The 16545-nt window shown below is 52.6% G+C and carries 15 protein-coding genes; 9 read left to right on the top strand and 6 right to left on the bottom strand.

Annotation, left to right across the window (positions count from 1 at the left end; all coding sequences use genetic code 11):
* Genes ACZ46D_RS06865 through ACZ46D_RS06885 form a run of 5 tightly spaced genes read right to left on the bottom strand, consistent with a single transcriptional unit; the run spans nt 1 to nt 6028 of the window.
* A complete protein-coding gene (locus tag ACZ46D_RS06865) occupies nt 1–1338 on the bottom strand; it encodes a hypothetical protein (RefSeq protein ID WP_464926714.1) in 1338 nt (445 codons plus the stop codon).
* Complete coding sequence (locus ACZ46D_RS06870; protein ID WP_464926715.1) at nt 1296–2369, bottom strand: TniQ family protein; 1074 nt, start codon at nt 2367–2369, stop codon at nt 1296–1298. Before ACZ46D_RS06870 ends, ACZ46D_RS06865 begins: the two co-directional genes overlap by 43 nt.
* A gap of 20 nt (nt 2370–2389) precedes the next feature.
* On the bottom strand, nt 2390–3280 hold the full coding sequence (locus tag ACZ46D_RS06875; RefSeq protein WP_464926716.1) for a TniB family NTP-binding protein: 891 nt from the start codon (nt 3278–3280) through the stop codon (nt 2390–2392).
* An 8-nt stretch (nt 3281–3288) separates the two neighbouring features.
* A complete protein-coding gene (locus ACZ46D_RS06880) occupies nt 3289–5220 on the bottom strand; it encodes a transposase (RefSeq protein ID WP_464926717.1) in 1932 nt (643 codons plus the stop codon).
* Nucleotides 5213–6028, bottom strand: coding sequence for a TnsA endonuclease N-terminal domain-containing protein (locus tag ACZ46D_RS06885; RefSeq protein ID WP_464926718.1), 816 nt, complete (start codon nt 6026–6028; stop codon nt 5213–5215). The genes ACZ46D_RS06880 and ACZ46D_RS06885 overlap by 8 nt, the downstream gene beginning before the upstream one ends.
* A gap of 117 nt (nt 6029–6145) precedes the next feature.
* On the opposite strand from ACZ46D_RS06885, the gene ACZ46D_RS06890 reads away from it, so the two are divergent.
* The 9 genes from ACZ46D_RS06890 (at nt 6146) to ACZ46D_RS06930 (ending at nt 15253) form a co-directional block, all read left to right on the top strand.
* Complete coding sequence (locus ACZ46D_RS06890) at nt 6146–6880, top strand: ATP-binding protein (RefSeq protein ID WP_464926719.1); 735 nt, start codon at nt 6146–6148, stop codon at nt 6878–6880.
* A gap of 146 nt (nt 6881–7026) precedes the next feature.
* Nucleotides 7027–7986, top strand: coding sequence for an HDOD domain-containing protein (locus ACZ46D_RS06895; protein WP_464926720.1), 960 nt, complete (start codon nt 7027–7029; stop codon nt 7984–7986).
* 187 nt (nt 7987–8173) lie between these two features.
* The gene (locus ACZ46D_RS06900) at nt 8174–8551 is read left to right on the top strand and encodes a helix-turn-helix domain-containing protein (protein WP_464926721.1); all 378 of its coding nucleotides are present in this window, start codon (nt 8174–8176) and stop codon (nt 8549–8551) included.
* Between the two features lie 98 nt (nt 8552–8649).
* Nucleotides 8650–9579, top strand: coding sequence for a cysteine synthase A (cysK, locus tag ACZ46D_RS06905; RefSeq protein WP_464926722.1), 930 nt, complete (start codon nt 8650–8652; stop codon nt 9577–9579).
* Between the two features lie 183 nt (nt 9580–9762).
* The gene (gene galE / locus ACZ46D_RS06910; protein ID WP_464926723.1) at nt 9763–10794 is read left to right on the top strand and encodes a UDP-glucose 4-epimerase GalE; all 1032 of its coding nucleotides are present in this window, start codon (nt 9763–9765) and stop codon (nt 10792–10794) included.
* A 30-nt stretch (nt 10795–10824) separates the two neighbouring features.
* Nucleotides 10825–12558 (top strand): lipid A export permease/ATP-binding protein MsbA, encoded by a 1734-nt coding sequence (gene msbA / locus ACZ46D_RS06915; protein WP_464926724.1) that lies wholly within the window; start codon nt 10825–10827, stop codon nt 12556–12558.
* Nucleotides 12555–13424, top strand: a complete 870-nt coding sequence (locus ACZ46D_RS06920; protein ID WP_464926725.1) for a glycosyltransferase family 2 protein — start codon at nt 12555–12557, stop codon at nt 13422–13424. Before msbA ends, ACZ46D_RS06920 begins: the two co-directional genes overlap by 4 nt.
* A gap of 35 nt (nt 13425–13459) precedes the next feature.
* Nucleotides 13460–14296: an alpha-1,2-fucosyltransferase gene (locus ACZ46D_RS06925; RefSeq protein WP_464926726.1), complete on the top strand. Its 837-nt coding sequence runs from the start codon at nt 13460–13462 to the stop codon at nt 14294–14296.
* A 162-nt stretch (nt 14297–14458) separates the two neighbouring features.
* Nucleotides 14459–15253: a glycosyltransferase family 10 domain-containing protein gene (locus ACZ46D_RS06930; RefSeq protein ID WP_464926727.1), complete on the top strand. Its 795-nt coding sequence runs from the start codon at nt 14459–14461 to the stop codon at nt 15251–15253.
* A 157-nt stretch (nt 15254–15410) separates the two neighbouring features.
* Here ACZ46D_RS06930 and ACZ46D_RS06935 read toward each other — a convergent pair whose 3' ends face one another.
* Entirely contained in the window at nt 15411–16541 is a 1131-nt protein-coding gene (locus tag ACZ46D_RS06935) for a glycosyltransferase family 4 protein (protein WP_464926728.1), read from the bottom strand.
* Between the last annotated feature and the right edge of the window lie 4 nt (nt 16542–16545).

The following is a 16545-nucleotide window of genomic DNA, read 5'->3' on the forward strand; positions in this document are numbered from 1 at the left end:
CTAACATTTCACATTCACACCCAATTCCTTCGGCAGCCAATAATGTTTCTTCCTACTTAAAATAGCCATATCGCCACCATCGATTTTCACCAACTGATCTCCAATGGACATCTTCCTCGCCATACTAGCCGGAACCCGATGAAAGTACCGCAGAGACAACTCGACCAGCTTACGGCTGATACCTTCGCTCTTCTTCTCAGAGCGCAGCAACTCAATCAGTTCCCGCTCAAGCGCCAAACGATTCTCGGGCCGTCGCCTCACATTTTTGTATCGTAGCAACTTTGCGGACGGCAACGCCAGTTCCGCCCCGAATTCATCGCGCAGCATGCAAACAAACCCGCTTACTGCCGCCCGCTGCCCGGGCGCCTTCCCGAGATATTCTAGCAGATCCTCTTGGCATGGCAACTCCCGGCCGTTCTCGATCGCCGTCTTGAGCAACGCCAAGGCCGGGCTCAAGGCCAACCTGACGGATGACAGCCCGGTGACCCCTTCCCGCATCCGCTGCGTAAGGCGGTCGTGATACCTGATCATGAATATGTGGGCTCTGCCGGTTTCGGCGCTTTTGGCCATTATCTCCTTAATGCGCTTACGCTCAGTCACTTCTTCCCTATCCTCGGTCATGATCTTGACCATGCCCTTTTCCTCAAGAAAGCGCAGCGGCTGAAAATTCCTACGCATTACGCCGGGCGAAAAGTGTTCCAGAAGTGTGATCGCATCCGGAATGTTCTCGTCCAGGGACCACATTTCCAAGAAAAACTCGAAATACCGATTGATCTTGACCGCGGCCAGATGGGCTCCGGCATCCTCTCGTAGCCATTCGCCGAAAGCGCGAAATATCTCTGAGTTATCTTTCCTGCCGAACACCACGGCTGCAATATCGATGCGTTTGGAAAGAAGCCGGTTCCAGTAGCAGTCGTCGCATTCTCCTCCCTTGCCCGCCGGCGACGGCTTGCCGCAAGTTCGGCATGCTACCGTCCCATTTTTCAAGCAGGGTTTACAGAGAAGCTGGCCGGCGCCGTCGTCATACAGCAAACGATTCCTGCGGCAAAGAGCGCAGTTGCCATGATCAAGCCGCTGACAGGCTGGGCAGATCGGTTGATCGATGCCGAGGCGAAGAACTTTGCTGAGCCACCGGGACTCCTTGCCGCAACGGGGGCATATTCCGGCCTTGCGAAAATAGGGTGAGCAGGCGTTGCACACCGGGCCGTAGGGGGTGACTTTCCCGATGGCGTAAGTCGTTCGGCGGCAGCGAACACAAGGCTCACGGCCCTCGCGGACTTTGCCGCCGGCCGACTTCATTCGCCGACCATCTTTCGTCGCAGCAATGTCATTTGCCATTCCACCTGTCTCCGCGATTTGGGAGGAGGAGGCCCACTACACCTGTCCTTACACCTTTCATCGTATACTCCGACAATTCCCCTCCGGGACGGAAGCTCGTCCGCCAACCGGGCTATGGCCAGCAAAGGTGGTTTCCCGGCGAGCAACAGGTTCTGCCGGCTCAGTCCGACGGAGCTTGTCAGCGACAACAATTCTCCGTAGGACATCGACATGAGCCAACCGATATTGTCGAGAGCAGCCCTCCTTTGGGAGACGCTCTGCCCGCCGAAACAAACCTTGCCAACCACCCTGTCCACCCCAGAGGGCCATTGTTGCGCCAAAGCGCTCATGGCCACCGTTTCGGACCGCATGCTCATCCTGATAAGCTCGTTCCAAAACCAAAGCGTAGTGAACCAGCCTCGAACCGTGACCTTCTCGCCGCACCTCTCTCCGCCGCCATTCCTTATCGCATTGTCGGTAGCCTCCTGGATCCGGAGGGCGTAACGCTCTTTCGGGATCTCGGTGGAGGCGTCGGCCAATGCTCCTCGGCAGGTGAAGCAAACCCCGATATACGGCGTTCCCAGAACCAGTCGGTGCGGTTCGAGAACCGCGCCGCAATGAGGGCAGCGATCGAGCAGCCCGCATCCGTGCTTGGCACAAACCGTGTGCCAAGAGAACCTCCACTGCAGCCGGTAATAAGGAGTGCGGTCCTCGGCCAGACACCGGGGGCAGTATTGCAGACCGTCTGAGCGCTTTCGGTTGCGAGAGCCGGTCGGAATCAGCCATGGCCAACCGCTTTTAAGGGGCGGTTCCTCATCCATTACGGCCAGGAAAACTGGCCGCAACAACGCCCCCTTGAAAGCCTCCGGCCGGATACCACTTTCCTTCGCCAGAACAGCCAGGCGTTCATCTGGAATGTTCCGATCGAGGTCACCAATCCAGACACGCCAGCGTGGCCAGATGACGCCGGTCAGGACCATGGGATCACAGCCGTTAGCCAACGCCGCCCGGACCAGCCAGGATGAAAAAATCTCATCCGGCAGCAGACCCACCGGGACAGCCCAACGAGAGGCTACCCGAACAGTTCCCGGATGCCACGAGTAGGCCGAATCCACTGCTTGCTCTCAATGATTTTCTCGTCTATCTGCTCTTTCCCGGAAATTATGGCTTCTTTCGCACATTCGGCCAACAGTCGGTGAAGATTGCCGATATTGCCTTCTGATATGGCATGCAACCGACTGGCCAGTTCCGGGACATGCAACCGTGACGGTTTTTTGAGTGGCAACACTTTCTCAAAACTCGCAAGCAGTCGCTGGAAATCTTTATTCAGCGACCAGGCCGGCATGGACGCGACATCGAACCGGCTGGCATGCTGCGGGTCGGTGTGGAGAACACGCACGGCCTCCCGGGTGCCCACGCCGACAATTGGGATGCAAAGCTCATTACAAAGCAGCTTGAGGGCGTTCATTATCTCCCGCTGCTTCGCCGCGGTCCCGGTGAGCAGCGAGTGCAGTTCGTCGATAATCAGCATGCGCACATGGCAAGCGCGCATTAGGTGGATCAGTTGGTAGCGAAGCTTGGAAACCGGATCCGTCGCACGATAGGGAGTCCAGAACCGTTCAAGGATGGAGATATAGAGTGCTTTTTCATCGGCGCTCGTGGGAGCCTCAGCGATGATGATCGGCCGGACCGGATCTCCGTTTTCATCAACGTAAGATTGACCACAAAGCTCGCCGAAACGCCTTACCAGCGTTGTTTTCCCGTTGTTTGAGTCTCCCACCACCAACAAGTTCGGCATTCTCGGCCGCTGCGGCTTGGTCAGGAGTCCCTGCAGGACATCAAGGATTTCGGTGGCACGGGTGTAGCCTATCCAACGGGGATGATCCATAGAGGCGATCCGATCCTCGGAGGAAAGTACCATTACAGCGACAAAGTCTGGATGAAGATGGGTGTATTCTGACATCCGGCGCCTCATGCGATATCGTTGAAAGCTTCCACATCATCATCCAGCAATTCGCTGAAGGATGGAGGAACTTGTTTCTCTTGTGATGATGGCGGCATCACCCCCGCCAAGTTGCCTGGGCTGATGTTCTTCTCATGCTCGCGTCTCCGCTGGCTCATGCGCCTGGCTTTCTTGCTTTTTTCCTTGGATTCTTCCACTCGACTCCTGAGGTCGGTAAGCGCCTGCAGGATCTGTGGTTCGTTGACCGACTTCATCCCCTCCCGACGCGCCGCACTGCGGGCCTGCTGATACTCCCAGACACTCATGGTGGGCAGTGCCTGGTTGGCAAAAGGAATCTTGAAGTATTCCTTGCTATCCGGATCATAGAACCAAACGGCGCTGATATCGCGTGGGTCACGACGAAAAATAAAATTTCGTTTCTTGCCCTGTTTTTTTGGATCAGAGGCGTTGATCCATGACCGCAAGACATCGGCATAGTAGTCCAGCCCGTCAATGGAGACACCGTAGGTTTGAATGGTGCGATGAAATGACGGCAGGAAGTCAAAAAGTAGGGCTTGCCTTTCCGTAGGACGGGGCGGCAGCCCTCTTCCCGCGACCTCGGCATTCCCGAACATCCCTATCTCCCATTTTTTAGCCGGGGACATGCCAATGGTTGAATGCATGCGTTGATGATAGACCTTGCAGATCAGAGTAACCAGCCAGGACTCGAACTCCGACTTGGTCATCGCCGCATTCTTTTCCGAGTCGTACCCTTCTCTTTCCTTGATGGATGAGAATGTAGTGCCAGGCAAGTCGTGAATCTCTTTCAGCAGTGTTCCCAACATCCTTTCGATATGCCCTCCATATCTGGGCTGCTTGACCGGCCGAAACTCCAGGTTTATGCCGTGCATAAGGCAGGACTGCCTGAAATTATCCGAACGAAACTCGGCGCCGTTATCGGTGTGGATGGTATTCATTATCCCCCAAACATCCCAGCGCGCATCAACACCGTGCAGGGCCAACCATTCCTCTTTGGGAAGAATGGCGTGGGCGACGCACATGGCGACGGATGTTTCGCTCGGCGGATCGAACGACAAATAGTAGCCGGCGACCATACGGCTGAACACATCGATCGCCAAGGTAATCCATGGGCGTCCGATTGGTTTCCGATGGATGTCATCCACCAAAATGATATCCACAGGCGTATGGTCTATCTGGATGACGGCCAAGGGGTAATCGGCATTGGGGAATCTCCCGGCTGTCGGAAGAAACTTATTTTTCGCCTTTTCCTTGAAGCCGCGGCCGCGAAGAACCTGCTTTTCGCTGAGAGCATTCAAACGGGACCGCACGGTGTTGCCGTGAGGCGGAGCCACCCCGCGCTGATGACACCGGCGATGGATTTCCAGGACAATCTTTTGCGAGTAAGACCGTTGACCGGTCAAATAGGTGTCCTTAATGACCTCCTGGATAATATTTTCGGTATGCTTGGATATCCGCACCCCACCAGCCTTCGCCCCTCGCTTTTTGGGAATTAGAGCAGAAACAACTCCGAGGCCTTGGTAGAGCCGCAACCACCGGTACAAGGTAGCCGTGTCCACACCAACCTCTTTCGCCCTTTCTTCGATAGCTTTCCTGCCTCCTCCCACGGCGGAGAGCAGAGGCTTGATCGCCATATAGCGTTGCTCAGCGATTTTCCAATCTGCATCGTTGATATCCTCCAAATCCAGGGAAGCCCTTGCGCGGATGTCTTGGCTGATTTCTTTAACCGGTTTCAGTTCCCTTATACGTAGGGGGCAATATCTACCGGTCTCAGCCTCAATTCCAATGAGGGTGTCGAAATCCAATATCTGTGCGATGCGATGAACCACCCCATCCCGAGACACGAACGCCCCTGGAGTCAGATCGAGCTTCAGACGATCCAACCCGATGCCGGGTTCCCGACTTTCATCATTGTCAGTCATTTTGGCGTATCCATAGAACAGTGTTGTTGGTAAGGAGACTGGTCATGTCGCAATCCAGCAGGCCGGTGGCCAACATGTGCCAGACATGTGAAATGCCCACGGCCGTGTCGGCCCGTCCGCAAAAATGCCGGCCGACCAGATAATGAAACGGGGCCTGCTTCATTTCCCCTAGATTATCAAGAATCCATTTCGTTTCTTCCGGTGCAAAACACATACGCCTATATCGCTGAAGGAACATGATGTTCTGGAATACCTGGTCCCGGATCCGCGACTCGTCATGAATCCTAAAATCCCAACCCTGTTCGCGTGCGTAATGCAGCGCTGCGCGATATTTCGGCTTCATCTCAGGCCAGTGCGATCGCACCTCGGAGCGCGGCTTCACCTCCACCAGCAAGGGATTCAGTCCTTCCCCCCACGGGTAATCACCGGACCGGTAATAGACGAGAAAATCCGGAGTATAAGTGTAGGTTCCACCGGTTAACGCCTTGAATGGGATCCTTACCGGTTGGGGAATGACCTTCAGCACGACCGGGCTGAATTCCTTTCTGATCAAAAAATCCCTCTCAAGGGTTGACTCGAAGGGAATGCTTTCCTCGCCGCGGAAAGAAAAGACGCCGGAGACGCTTCTCCGGGTCGGCCGGATTTTTCGTGTTTGGCACGGCCCTTGAACCTTGTCGCAGCTATTCCTGTTAAATCCTGACACCGTCGCAGCTATTCCTGTTATTTTAGGCGCATTAATTATTGGAATTTCAGTTTCGTCTTGCGCTTTGCCTGTCAGACAGCTAGTCTTTTCTATAATGGCTTTCATATCCTGAGCCTCTCGATGTCAACCATAACATTTTGTTTTTAATATAGCATAGTTGCAAAAAACAATGTGTTACATATTACCTGCCACTTCGACCTCTCAATGAGGCGTTATTTCGTTATGAAAAAGCCCCTGTATCGCAATTCACTCCCATCCTTATATATCGCAAATATTGCTGGAAGTCACAGCGGGCAAATTCCCCGGCCCGGAGAGGTCTCTCTGGCCCACAACGGCGTGCTCTTTCTGGATGAACTGCCGGAATTCAAACGCAATGTTCTGGAGGTTCTGCGGCAGCCCCTGGAAGACGGCCAGGTCACCATTGCCAGGGCCTCGCAATCACTCCGCTTCCCCGCTGATTTCATGCTGGTTTCGGCGATGAACCCCTGCCCCTGCAGCTTCCTGGGTTCGGACAAGGACTGCCTCTGCACACCCCAACAAATCCAGCGATACCGCAGCAAACTCTCCGGCCCCCTGCTGGACCGAATTGATATCCATCTTGAGGTGCCTGCCGTGAAGGTGCATGAACTCACAGACTCACAGGCCGGTGAAACCTCGGCGGCAATCAAGGCCAGGGTAAGCAAGGCCCAAGGGCTTCAACAGGCGCGGTTTGTCGAGAGACCCGCAGTGTACTTCAACAGCCAGATGGGCCCAAGAGATCTCAAACGTCATTGCTCCCTTGACACCCAGGGACAGACGCTCCTGGTTCAAGCCACCACCCGGCTTGGCCTTTCCGCAAGGGCGTATCACCGCATCCTGAAGATCGCCAGAACCATTGCCGACCTGGAAGAAAGCCCGAGCATCCTGTCAAGCCACCTTGCCGAGGCCATCCAATACCGACGCTTGCCAAACCAGTAATCCCAAGGCAACCACACGGACAGCCTCGCCGTGCCGCAAGGGATAACCTTCTATAAACTTGCGAAAGCCAAGAAAACATTTTAGGGTGGGCAGGATAGATTTAGGATGAAAAAAATACACATTCTTCAATCCAGCACTGAATTCAGATGACAGAGACACAAGACAATCAGATCCGCCAACGGCTGCTGGAAATCTTTGCCATGGTCAACATGGACTTCCTGCCAGCCATGTCCGGACATGTAACGGAACTCATCTCGTTGCTGGGCAGCAACCGCGCCACTGCTCAGGAAGTGGCCAACACCATTCTCAAGGATTACTCCCTCACCACCAGGATTCTGCAGGTGGTTAACTCCGCCTACTATTCGCGGGGAACCCCGGTCAGCACCATCTCGCGGGCCATAACCGTGGTTGGGTTTGACACCCTGCGCCAGCTGGCCGCCACCATGGCGCTGTTTGAAGAATTCATGCGGACCGGCACCGAAAAGGATGAAATCGCCGGAGCCTTTACCCTGTCCCTCATCAGCGCCACCCAGAGCAGAATCTACTGTGAACTCAACAAGACCCGCATCTCTGCGGAAGAGGCATACGTTTGCAGCCTGCTGCATAAACTGGGAAAACTTGTGGTCCTGGTCTATCTGCCTGCCCAATATCAGGCCATTGAGCTGCACATGCAAAAGGGCTACTCAGAGGAGCATTCGAGCCGCCTCGTGCTGAAAGGTCTGACCTACAGCCAAATTGGCCGGGAGATTTCGACCTTCTGGAATTTCTCCAAAAAAATTATCGATTGCATGGATACAGAGCCTCCAAAGCCCGACAAAAACCGAGACTCTTTTCTTTTTCTCCAGAACCTTGTTGTTTTCAGCAACGAGCTGACCTCCACTTTTTTCAACGGAACCAAACTTGAGCTTACCGACCTCATCTACAAATTTGGCGGCATCCTCGGAATCGGCCAGGAGGAGGCACTTTCCCTCGTGGACAGAAGCATCTGCGTCTGTGAAAACTACTCAAAAGCCATGCGCGACGGACTGGAAAAAATCCAGAAAGGCCGCTCCAGCCAAATCACCGTATCCAAAGACCCTTCCGGGCGTTGGGTCCGGCTGAGTTGAAAGCACGCCCTCTCCCACCCACAGAATCCTCTCCGCAGAGCGGTTATTGCCGCAGATACGGGACAATCCCAACGTCCGCATCTGCAACGAACTGAGCATTCTCCCCTTGACAATCCACTGCCACCCTGTGGTACTAATACCATAATAGCAAACACACCCTTATTGTTTCTTCTGCCAGGAGCAGTCAATGGACAAACTGAATTTTTTGTTGGCGCGCAAGAAACTTGGCAAAACCCAGAAACAACTTGCCGAACTCCTCGGTTCGTCGATAAAGGCCATCCAAGGCTACGAACAAGGCTGGCGCTCCGTCCCCCCCCACGTAGAACGGCAAGTTTTCTTCCTGCTTTCCCGCCAACAACAAAAAGACAAATGCGGACCTTCTCCCTGCTGGGAGGTTAAAAAATGCCCACCGGAGAGGCGGGAGCAATGCCCGGCCTGGGAATTTCAGGCCGGAGAATTATGCTGGTTCATCAACGGTACCATTTGCGAGTGCAAGGCCCAAAAAAACTGGAAGGGGAAAATGAATATCTGCCGGGATTGTGAAGTGCTCACCCCATTTCTCTGATTCCCCCCTATCAGGACGGGAAAACGCCTCTCCCGACTTTTTCACCAACCAAGTCAAAGTAAACGCTCTTTGCCCATTCATCGCAGGAGAACTCCACCATGCCACGCATTTCCCCTGACATCACCGCAATCATAGGCAACACTCCCATACTCAGACTATCTCGGCTCGGGACGGGGCTAGAGGCTCAGCTACTTGCCAAGCTGGAATTCCAAAATCCGCTGGGAAGCGTCAAGGACCGTATCGGCCTGGCCATGATCAATGCCGCCGAGGAGCAGGGACTTCTTAAGCAGACAACCACCATCATCGAACCCACCAGCGGTAATACCGGTATCGCCCTGGCTTTTGTCTGCGCGGCCAGAAAATACCGGCTGGTCCTAACCATGCCGGAAACCATGAGCTTGGAACGACGAACCCTCCTCAAACACCTGGGCGCCGAACTGGTGCTTACCCCGGGCAGCGAAGGAATGAAAGGCTCTATAGCCAGAGCGGAAGAGCTTCTCGCCAAAACCCCGAACAGCTTCATGCCCAATCAGTTCACCAACCCGGCAAATCCGGAGATTCATCGCCGGACCACGGCCCGAGAAATATGGGAGGACACGGACGGCACCATCGATATTTTTGTGGCCGGAGTGGGCACCGGCGGCACCATCACCGGGGTTGGCGAGATGATCAAGGAGAAAAAACCATCGCTGTACGTGGTGGCGGTGGAACCAGCCGACTCTCCGGTTTTATCCGGAGGAAAACCAGGCCCCCACAAAATTCAGGGCATCGGCGCAGGCTTTGTCCCTAAGATTCTCAACCGGGAGATCATCGATGAAATCATCACGGTGACCAACGAGCAGGCCATGGAAACCGCCCGCAGGATTGCCAAAGAAGAAGGGATTCTCTGCGGGATCTCCTCGGGCGCCAACGCCTGGGCCGCCATGCATATCGCTTCTCGCCCGGAAAACCGGGGCAAACAGATCGTCTTTCCGCTTTGCGACACGGGGGAGAGATATTTGAGCACAGAGCTGATAAAAACTCTTTGATCTCCCAGCCTGCCGACATTTACCAACATTTGTTTGACAAACCGCAGAGGATCATATAGTAATTGCGATTATTTTTAATACTGTTCTACTCCTCCCCACAATGCCCAGGAGATGGCCGATAAGCCAATATCTTCCCTGAGACAACGAGCAGGAAGGCCGCCTCCCCCCAGTGAAAAAATCTCCATGAACACCCTGAATCTCTTAACCTGCCGGAATGTCCTCGTCACCGGAGGAGCCGGTTATATCGGTTCCCATACGAGCCGACAACTTGTCAATGCCGGCTGCAATGTGGTTATCGTCGACAATTTTTACTCTGGAAACCGTTGGGCTGTCCCCGCGCAGGCACATCTGGTGGAAGGCGATGCCGGGGATTTCGAGCTAATGTCTAGGGTGATGCTCGAACACAAAATTGATGCCGTCATCCATTTTGCCGGGCATATAGTTGTTTCAGAATCAGTGGCCGACCCCTTGAAATATTATGGCAACAACACCAGCGGCTCAAGAAGCCTTATCGCCGCCTGCCTGCGGACAGGGGTAAAACATTTCGTCTTTTCCTCATCCGCCGCGGTATATGGCGTGCCTGAGGATGCCCAAATTCGGGAAACAACCCGCGTCTCGCCCATAAATCCTTATGGCCGATCAAAATTGATGACCGAATGGATGCTGGAGGATGCGGCGAACAGCTCGGCTGCATCCTCTCCTCAAGACGCCTTCCGTTATGTCGCTCTACGCTATTTTAATGTCGCCGGAGCAAGTCTGGATGGGGCGTTGGGAGAAGCCACCCCTGAAGCAACGCATCTCATCCATGTGGCCTGTCAGGCTGCCTGCGGGAAAAGAGAAAAAGTCGCCATCTACGGAACCGATTACCCAACCCAGGACGGCACCTGCGTCCGCGATTATATCCACGTCGAGGATTTGGCCACCGCCCACCTCCTTGCCCTGGCGTATCTCCTTGAGGGGGGCTTCTCCGAGACGCTGAACTGTGGATACGGATACGGCTTCAGCGTCAGAGAAGTTCTTGAAACCGTGCGCCGGGTAAGCAAGATTGATTTCGAAATTGTTTCCGCAGGACGCAGGGACGGAGATCCTCCCGCCCTGGTCGCCAACACCGAAAAAATCACGAAGCTCTTGCCATGGAAACCGACCTACCAGGACCTGGAGACTATTTGCACCACCGCCTTTCTCTGGGAAAAGCATTACCCCCACAAAAACTGAACATAATAGTAACAATAGAACGACACACCTATGCCTGATAAATCTATTATTTTTCGGATCATCCCGATCATCAAACCGTATCGGAACCGGCTTATCCTGGCCATGATCAGCATGGTCGCCGTTGCCAGCTTAAGCGCGTTGCAGGCCTACATGGTCAAGCCTCTTCTCGACGAAATCTTTTTCAAAAAAGACCGTTTAATGCTCAACCTGCTGCCGCTTGCCCTTATGCTGCTCTTTCTGGTCAAGGGGGTTTTCTATTATTGCTATTCATACTTCATGGAACGAGTTGGCCAGGGCGTCATCCTTGATCTGCGCAAAAAAATATATGACCATATCCAAAATCTTCCCCTCTCCTTCTTCTCCAAAACCCCGACCGGAGAGCTTATCTCAAGGATTATTTCGGATGTTACACTCATGCAGGGCGCTGTGTCTTCAGCCCTTGTCGGAACCCTGAAGGATCTTTTCCAAGCTCTTGGGTTGCTGACCGTTCTTTTTTACCAGGACTGGAAACTTGCCCTGATGTCCCTTGTTTTTCTTCCTCTTGCCAGCCTGCCGATTTATCGATTCGGTAAAAAATTCCGCGAACTCAGCTTCAGCAGCCAACGCACCACCGCCGCCATCGCCAACATTCTCCAGGAAACCATCCAGGGCAACCGGATCGTTAAAGCCTTCGGCATGGAAACATATGAGTACAAACGATTTTCAGAAAGGGCGGGGAAACTCTTCCGCATCGCCATGAAAGACGTGCAGTTAAAAAGCATCAATCACCCGCTGATGGAACTGTTGGGCGGAATCGGTATCGCCCTGATCATGTGGTATGGCGGCAACCAAGTTCTCAACGGGCACTCGACGCCGGGCACCTTTTTTTCGTTTCTCACGGCGCTGATCATGGTCTATGAGCCGATCAAAAATATAAGCAAAGTCAACAATCCCATCCAGCATGGTCTTGCCGCAGCCAGCCGCGTGTTCAACATACTCGACATCAAACCGGACATCGCCGATAAAACAGGAGCCATTGACCTGCCGCCGATCCGAAAAGAAATTATTTTCAAAGATGTCCATTTCAGCTACGACGGCACCACCGAAATACTCAAAGGGATAAACCTTACCGTAACCCCTGGCGAGGTCATTGCCCTGGTTGGCACAAGTGGCGGAGGCAAGACAACCCTTGCCAATCTCATCCCCCGCTTCCTTGATGTTACCAAAGGAGAAATTTCCATTGATGGCCATGACCTTCGCAATGTGACCATGAAATCCCTGCGTAACCAAATTGCCATAGTCACCCAGCAGACCATTCTTTTTAACGACACGATACGCAACAATATCGCTTACGGAGATCTGGAAAAATCCGAAGAAGAACTGGTTGCCGTTGCCAGAGCGGCACATGCCCTCGATTTCATCAACGAGCTGCCCGATGGATTTGACACGATAATCGGCGAGTCCGGCGCAAGACTTTCCGGGGGCCAGCAGCAACGCATCTCCATCGCCAGGGCGCTGGCAAAGGATGCTCCCATCCTCATCTTGGATGAAGCGACCTCAGCCCTTGATACAGAATCTGAACGCGAGGTACAAAACGCCTTAGAAAATCTTATGAAAGGAAGAACCACCTTCATAATAGCGCATCGACTCTCCACCATTAAAAATGCGGACCGAATCATTGTCATCAAGGATGGCCTAATCGCGGAAGAAGGCACCCACGATGCGTTGCTGGCAAAAAATGGCGTGTACCACATGCTGTACACCATGCAGTTTGTTGAACAATGACCGTCGATATTATCCTCCCCACCTATAATCGAGCCTCTCTCCTGTCTGAAGCACTGAAAAGTGTCCAATCCCAGACCTATGAAGACTGGCTCTGTTGGATTGCGGAAGATGGAGACAGCCTTGAAATCAGAGATGCTGTCAGGCCTTTTTTGACAGACAAACGTTTTATTTATTTACCGGGCAGGCACATCGGCTACCCTGCTGCCCCCAGAAATCGCGCAATTCGCCAAGGCTCTGCCCAGTTTGTCGCCTTTCTCGATGATGATGACCTCTGGCTTCCTGAAAAGCTGGAAAGACAAGTGGAATTTCTTGTGCGCAACAAGGCGTGCGTTCTCCTCGGCACCAACGCCTTCCGTTGGGATGGAATCGGCGCCAAAGACGACGCTCCCGCATACCATCAGAAAATCTCCTTTGGCCTGATCCCCTATGAGAAGCTTGTGCAGGAGAATGTGTTCATTATCTCCTCGGTTCTAGCCAGACGGGAAAGTCTCATCCAGGCGGGACCATTCAATGAAAGCCTTACTCCCCCGGTAGGGGAGGATTACGAATTATGGCTTCGCCTTGGAGCCCTGGGCGAAACCTGGATGTTGGCGAATCCTTTGTTGATCTATCGAGAAACTGCTCCCACTTACTATGCGAAAAAAATGGACCGCAAAACAAAGTACCAACTCAGAGCAGACATCTATTCCGCTGCCCTGCAAGGTCCGCCTGACTCTCCCAGTCCTCTTGCCGCTCCAGAGAAAAAACACTATGCAGATCTCTGTCGGGCTGAAAGGGATTTCTATCGTGCCGGGCCTCGTCTCCTGGACAGATTCTGCAGAACTGTAGCAAAAAAACTCAAACCAATGGTTGCTCTTTCAAAATGATCCTCGTCAGAATAATGGGTGGACTTGGGAACCAGATGTTTCAGTATGCGGCAGGTAGGCAACTTGCGGCAACACATCATACTGTTTTGAAACTGGATATATCGGACTTCCAAGATTACAGTCTGCACGACTATGGTTTATCCGTTTTTAATATAAAAGAACTCCTTGCAACTCCGGAAGAGATACAACTCTTGAAAGAGCCAGAATCAGGCTCTTTCAAGAAAAAAATTAAAAAACTTCTGCGGTGCCCAAGCAGAGTAAAAACAACCCATATCCGCGAAAAGCAATATCACTTCGACCCGGAAATACTCACTTTGCCTGATTCCGTATATTTGGACGGATATTGGCAGAGTGAAAAATATTTTCTCAACATAGCGGATATTATCAGGAATGAATTTACGGTAAAATTGCCCCAGGCAGACAAGAACAGGCAGTTAGCACAACAAATAACCTCCTGTGAATCAGTGAGCTTACATGTTCGCCGCGGGGATTATGTGACAGATGCGAAGACCAATACGATCCATGGAACATGCAATCTTGACTATTATGCACAGTGCATTGAGCGCCTTAGCCAACAAGTTCATCACCCTTGTTTTTTCATCTTCAGTGATGATCCTGAGTGGGCGGAGAAAAATTTAAAAATCACACACCCAGCTACCTTCGTCGCCCATAACGGCCCTGAAAAAAATTACGAAGATTTGCGCCTGATGAGTCAGTGCAGGCACCATATCATTGCTAACAGCAGTTTTTCCTGGTGGGGAGCTTGGCTAGGTCAGCATCCGAATACGAGTGTCTACGCGCCGAAACGCTGGTTCAATTCTCCCTCGTTTAATACGAAAGATCTTCTTCCTGAAGCATGGAACCGTATCTGAACCACTCTCTGAAAACACACATCCGACGGACCCGATAAAAAATGCAGTGCGCACCCTCTCCCCCAGCACAACGGCAGAAGGCGTAAACCCTGGCACTACGAATTTGACGGGGACAGCCTGGGAAAAAATGACTAGAAACATAACATTTTGGATTACAAAACCATGATCACAGTAAAACTTACATGCCCTGACTGGCCAATAGCACGACAAACTCCGCTCCAGCAAGGAGTTTGGGGCGATTACACCTTCCTTTTTGACCAGAATAAAAAAGAATGCGACTATTGGGTGGTTTTCGAGGGACTTCCGAAAGGCGAATCTGCCTATTGTCCGCGTGAAAATACAATACTCATCACAGCCGAACCGCCTACCCTGAAACAATACCGTCCGGAATTCCTCAAGCAATTCGCCATTGTTATCACCTGCCGGACTGACCTCAAGCATCCCCAGACAATCATCGACCAACCAGGGCTACCTTGGCACGTCGGCAGACGACAAAAAAACCATATGAATCTGTCTTGGTCAAAGGATTACGACGAGTTGTCGGCAATTACCCATTACGATAAGACAAATGAACTGTCTGTTATCTCTTCCACCAAAGCCTTCAGCGACGGGCATCGGCTTCGCCTTGCCTTTGTCAACACCCTACAAAATCACTTTGGCGACAGGATTGACGTCTTCGGTCGGGGAATAAGAGAGATAGAGGACAAATGGGACGCCCTTGCCCCGTACAAATATCACATCGCCATTGAAAATTGCGCGGTCGACGATTATTGGACGGAAAAGATCTCCGATCCATTTCTGGCCGGCTGCTATCCCATCTACGCCGGTTGCCCCAACATCGAAAAATATTTTCCCAAAAATGCCCTCACCAGGATCGATCTCCAGCATCCGGAAAAGGCGATCTCCATCATCGAAGACTGTCTCGCACACAAGCGCTACGAGCAGTCCCAGCAATAAATCCAGGAAGCCCGAGACGCCGTGTTGAACCGGTACAATCTCTTCCCAATGATCACCTCGCACCTTGAAAGGTTGGGTCGGCAAGGGTACGGTAGGGGAAAACGCACCAAAATCCACCTGGTGCCGGAAACTTCAGGAACTTTGTGGGATTATTGCCTCAGAGGCCTGCGGACAGTATCTTCTCGTAAATCGTGATAACCTTTCCTGCAACCTCATCCCAGGAATACTGTGCCGCCCGCTGCATGGCAGCCCTGCCCATCCTCGCCCTCCGTTGCTCATCGCACAACGACACCAGGTGGACACTCACCGTTTCTGTATCATCCTTGGCAACGATAAAACCATGCTCGCCATTAGTTACTATATCTCTGGCTCCTACTTGTGTGCTGATGATGACGGGGAGCGAGGCAGCCATGGCCTCCAGAACGGTCATGCCAAAGGTGTCAAACCCGGACAGCAACGCACACACATCCGAGGCCGCATATATTTCCTCAATGCCTTTGGTCTGCACTCCGGCAAAAACAATATCCCCGCTAACACCGAGGTCAGCCGCGATCTTTAGATATTTGCCCTGATTGCCCTTGCCCACAACAAGTAATTTCATGCCCTTACCCGGCAGCTTAATCTTTGCCTTGGCGAGCGCGGAAATCACGGCCTGTAAGCCCTTGAGCTCAAAGTTCATGCCCACAAACAACACCAGGAAATCATCGGCACCTACCCCAAAATTTTTTCGTATCTGCTTTCGTTTTTCCGCCCGATCCGGCAGGTTAAATCGCGCAAACTCGATCCCGGGATGGATCACCTTCACCCGGCTTGGTGCAACGGTAAATTCACGGCTGAATTTCTCCAAGGCCAGACTGGAAACCGGCAACAGAAACTTGCATCGATGATCGGCGATCAACCGCTGCTCCACCCATGCGGTTACACGATCAAAAAGGCTCATCCTTTTTTTTCGAACCTCCCGGACCCAAAAACGGTGCGGTACCCCATGCATGGTAAAGATATCTGCGTGAAATATCCGGTCATGGGTGTGGATGAGATCGAAATCCTGGCGGGCAATGGCGGCATTGGCAAAATAAGCAAAACTTACCGTAGTCAGGAATCGTGGAAATCGGAGCATGGGAACAAAATGAAAAGAGATATTGCCTGAAACAGCCTTCCATTTGTTGGCAAAAACGTGGATATCATAGCGGGGATTTTGGGCAATTTTTTCCGTCAATTGCAAGGCAAATTGCTCTCCTCCGCCAACCAGACCATATTTCGGGATGACAACCGCTATCTTTTTCTTCAATCCA

Source organism: Thiovibrio sp. Mzg5, assembly GCF_055379285.1.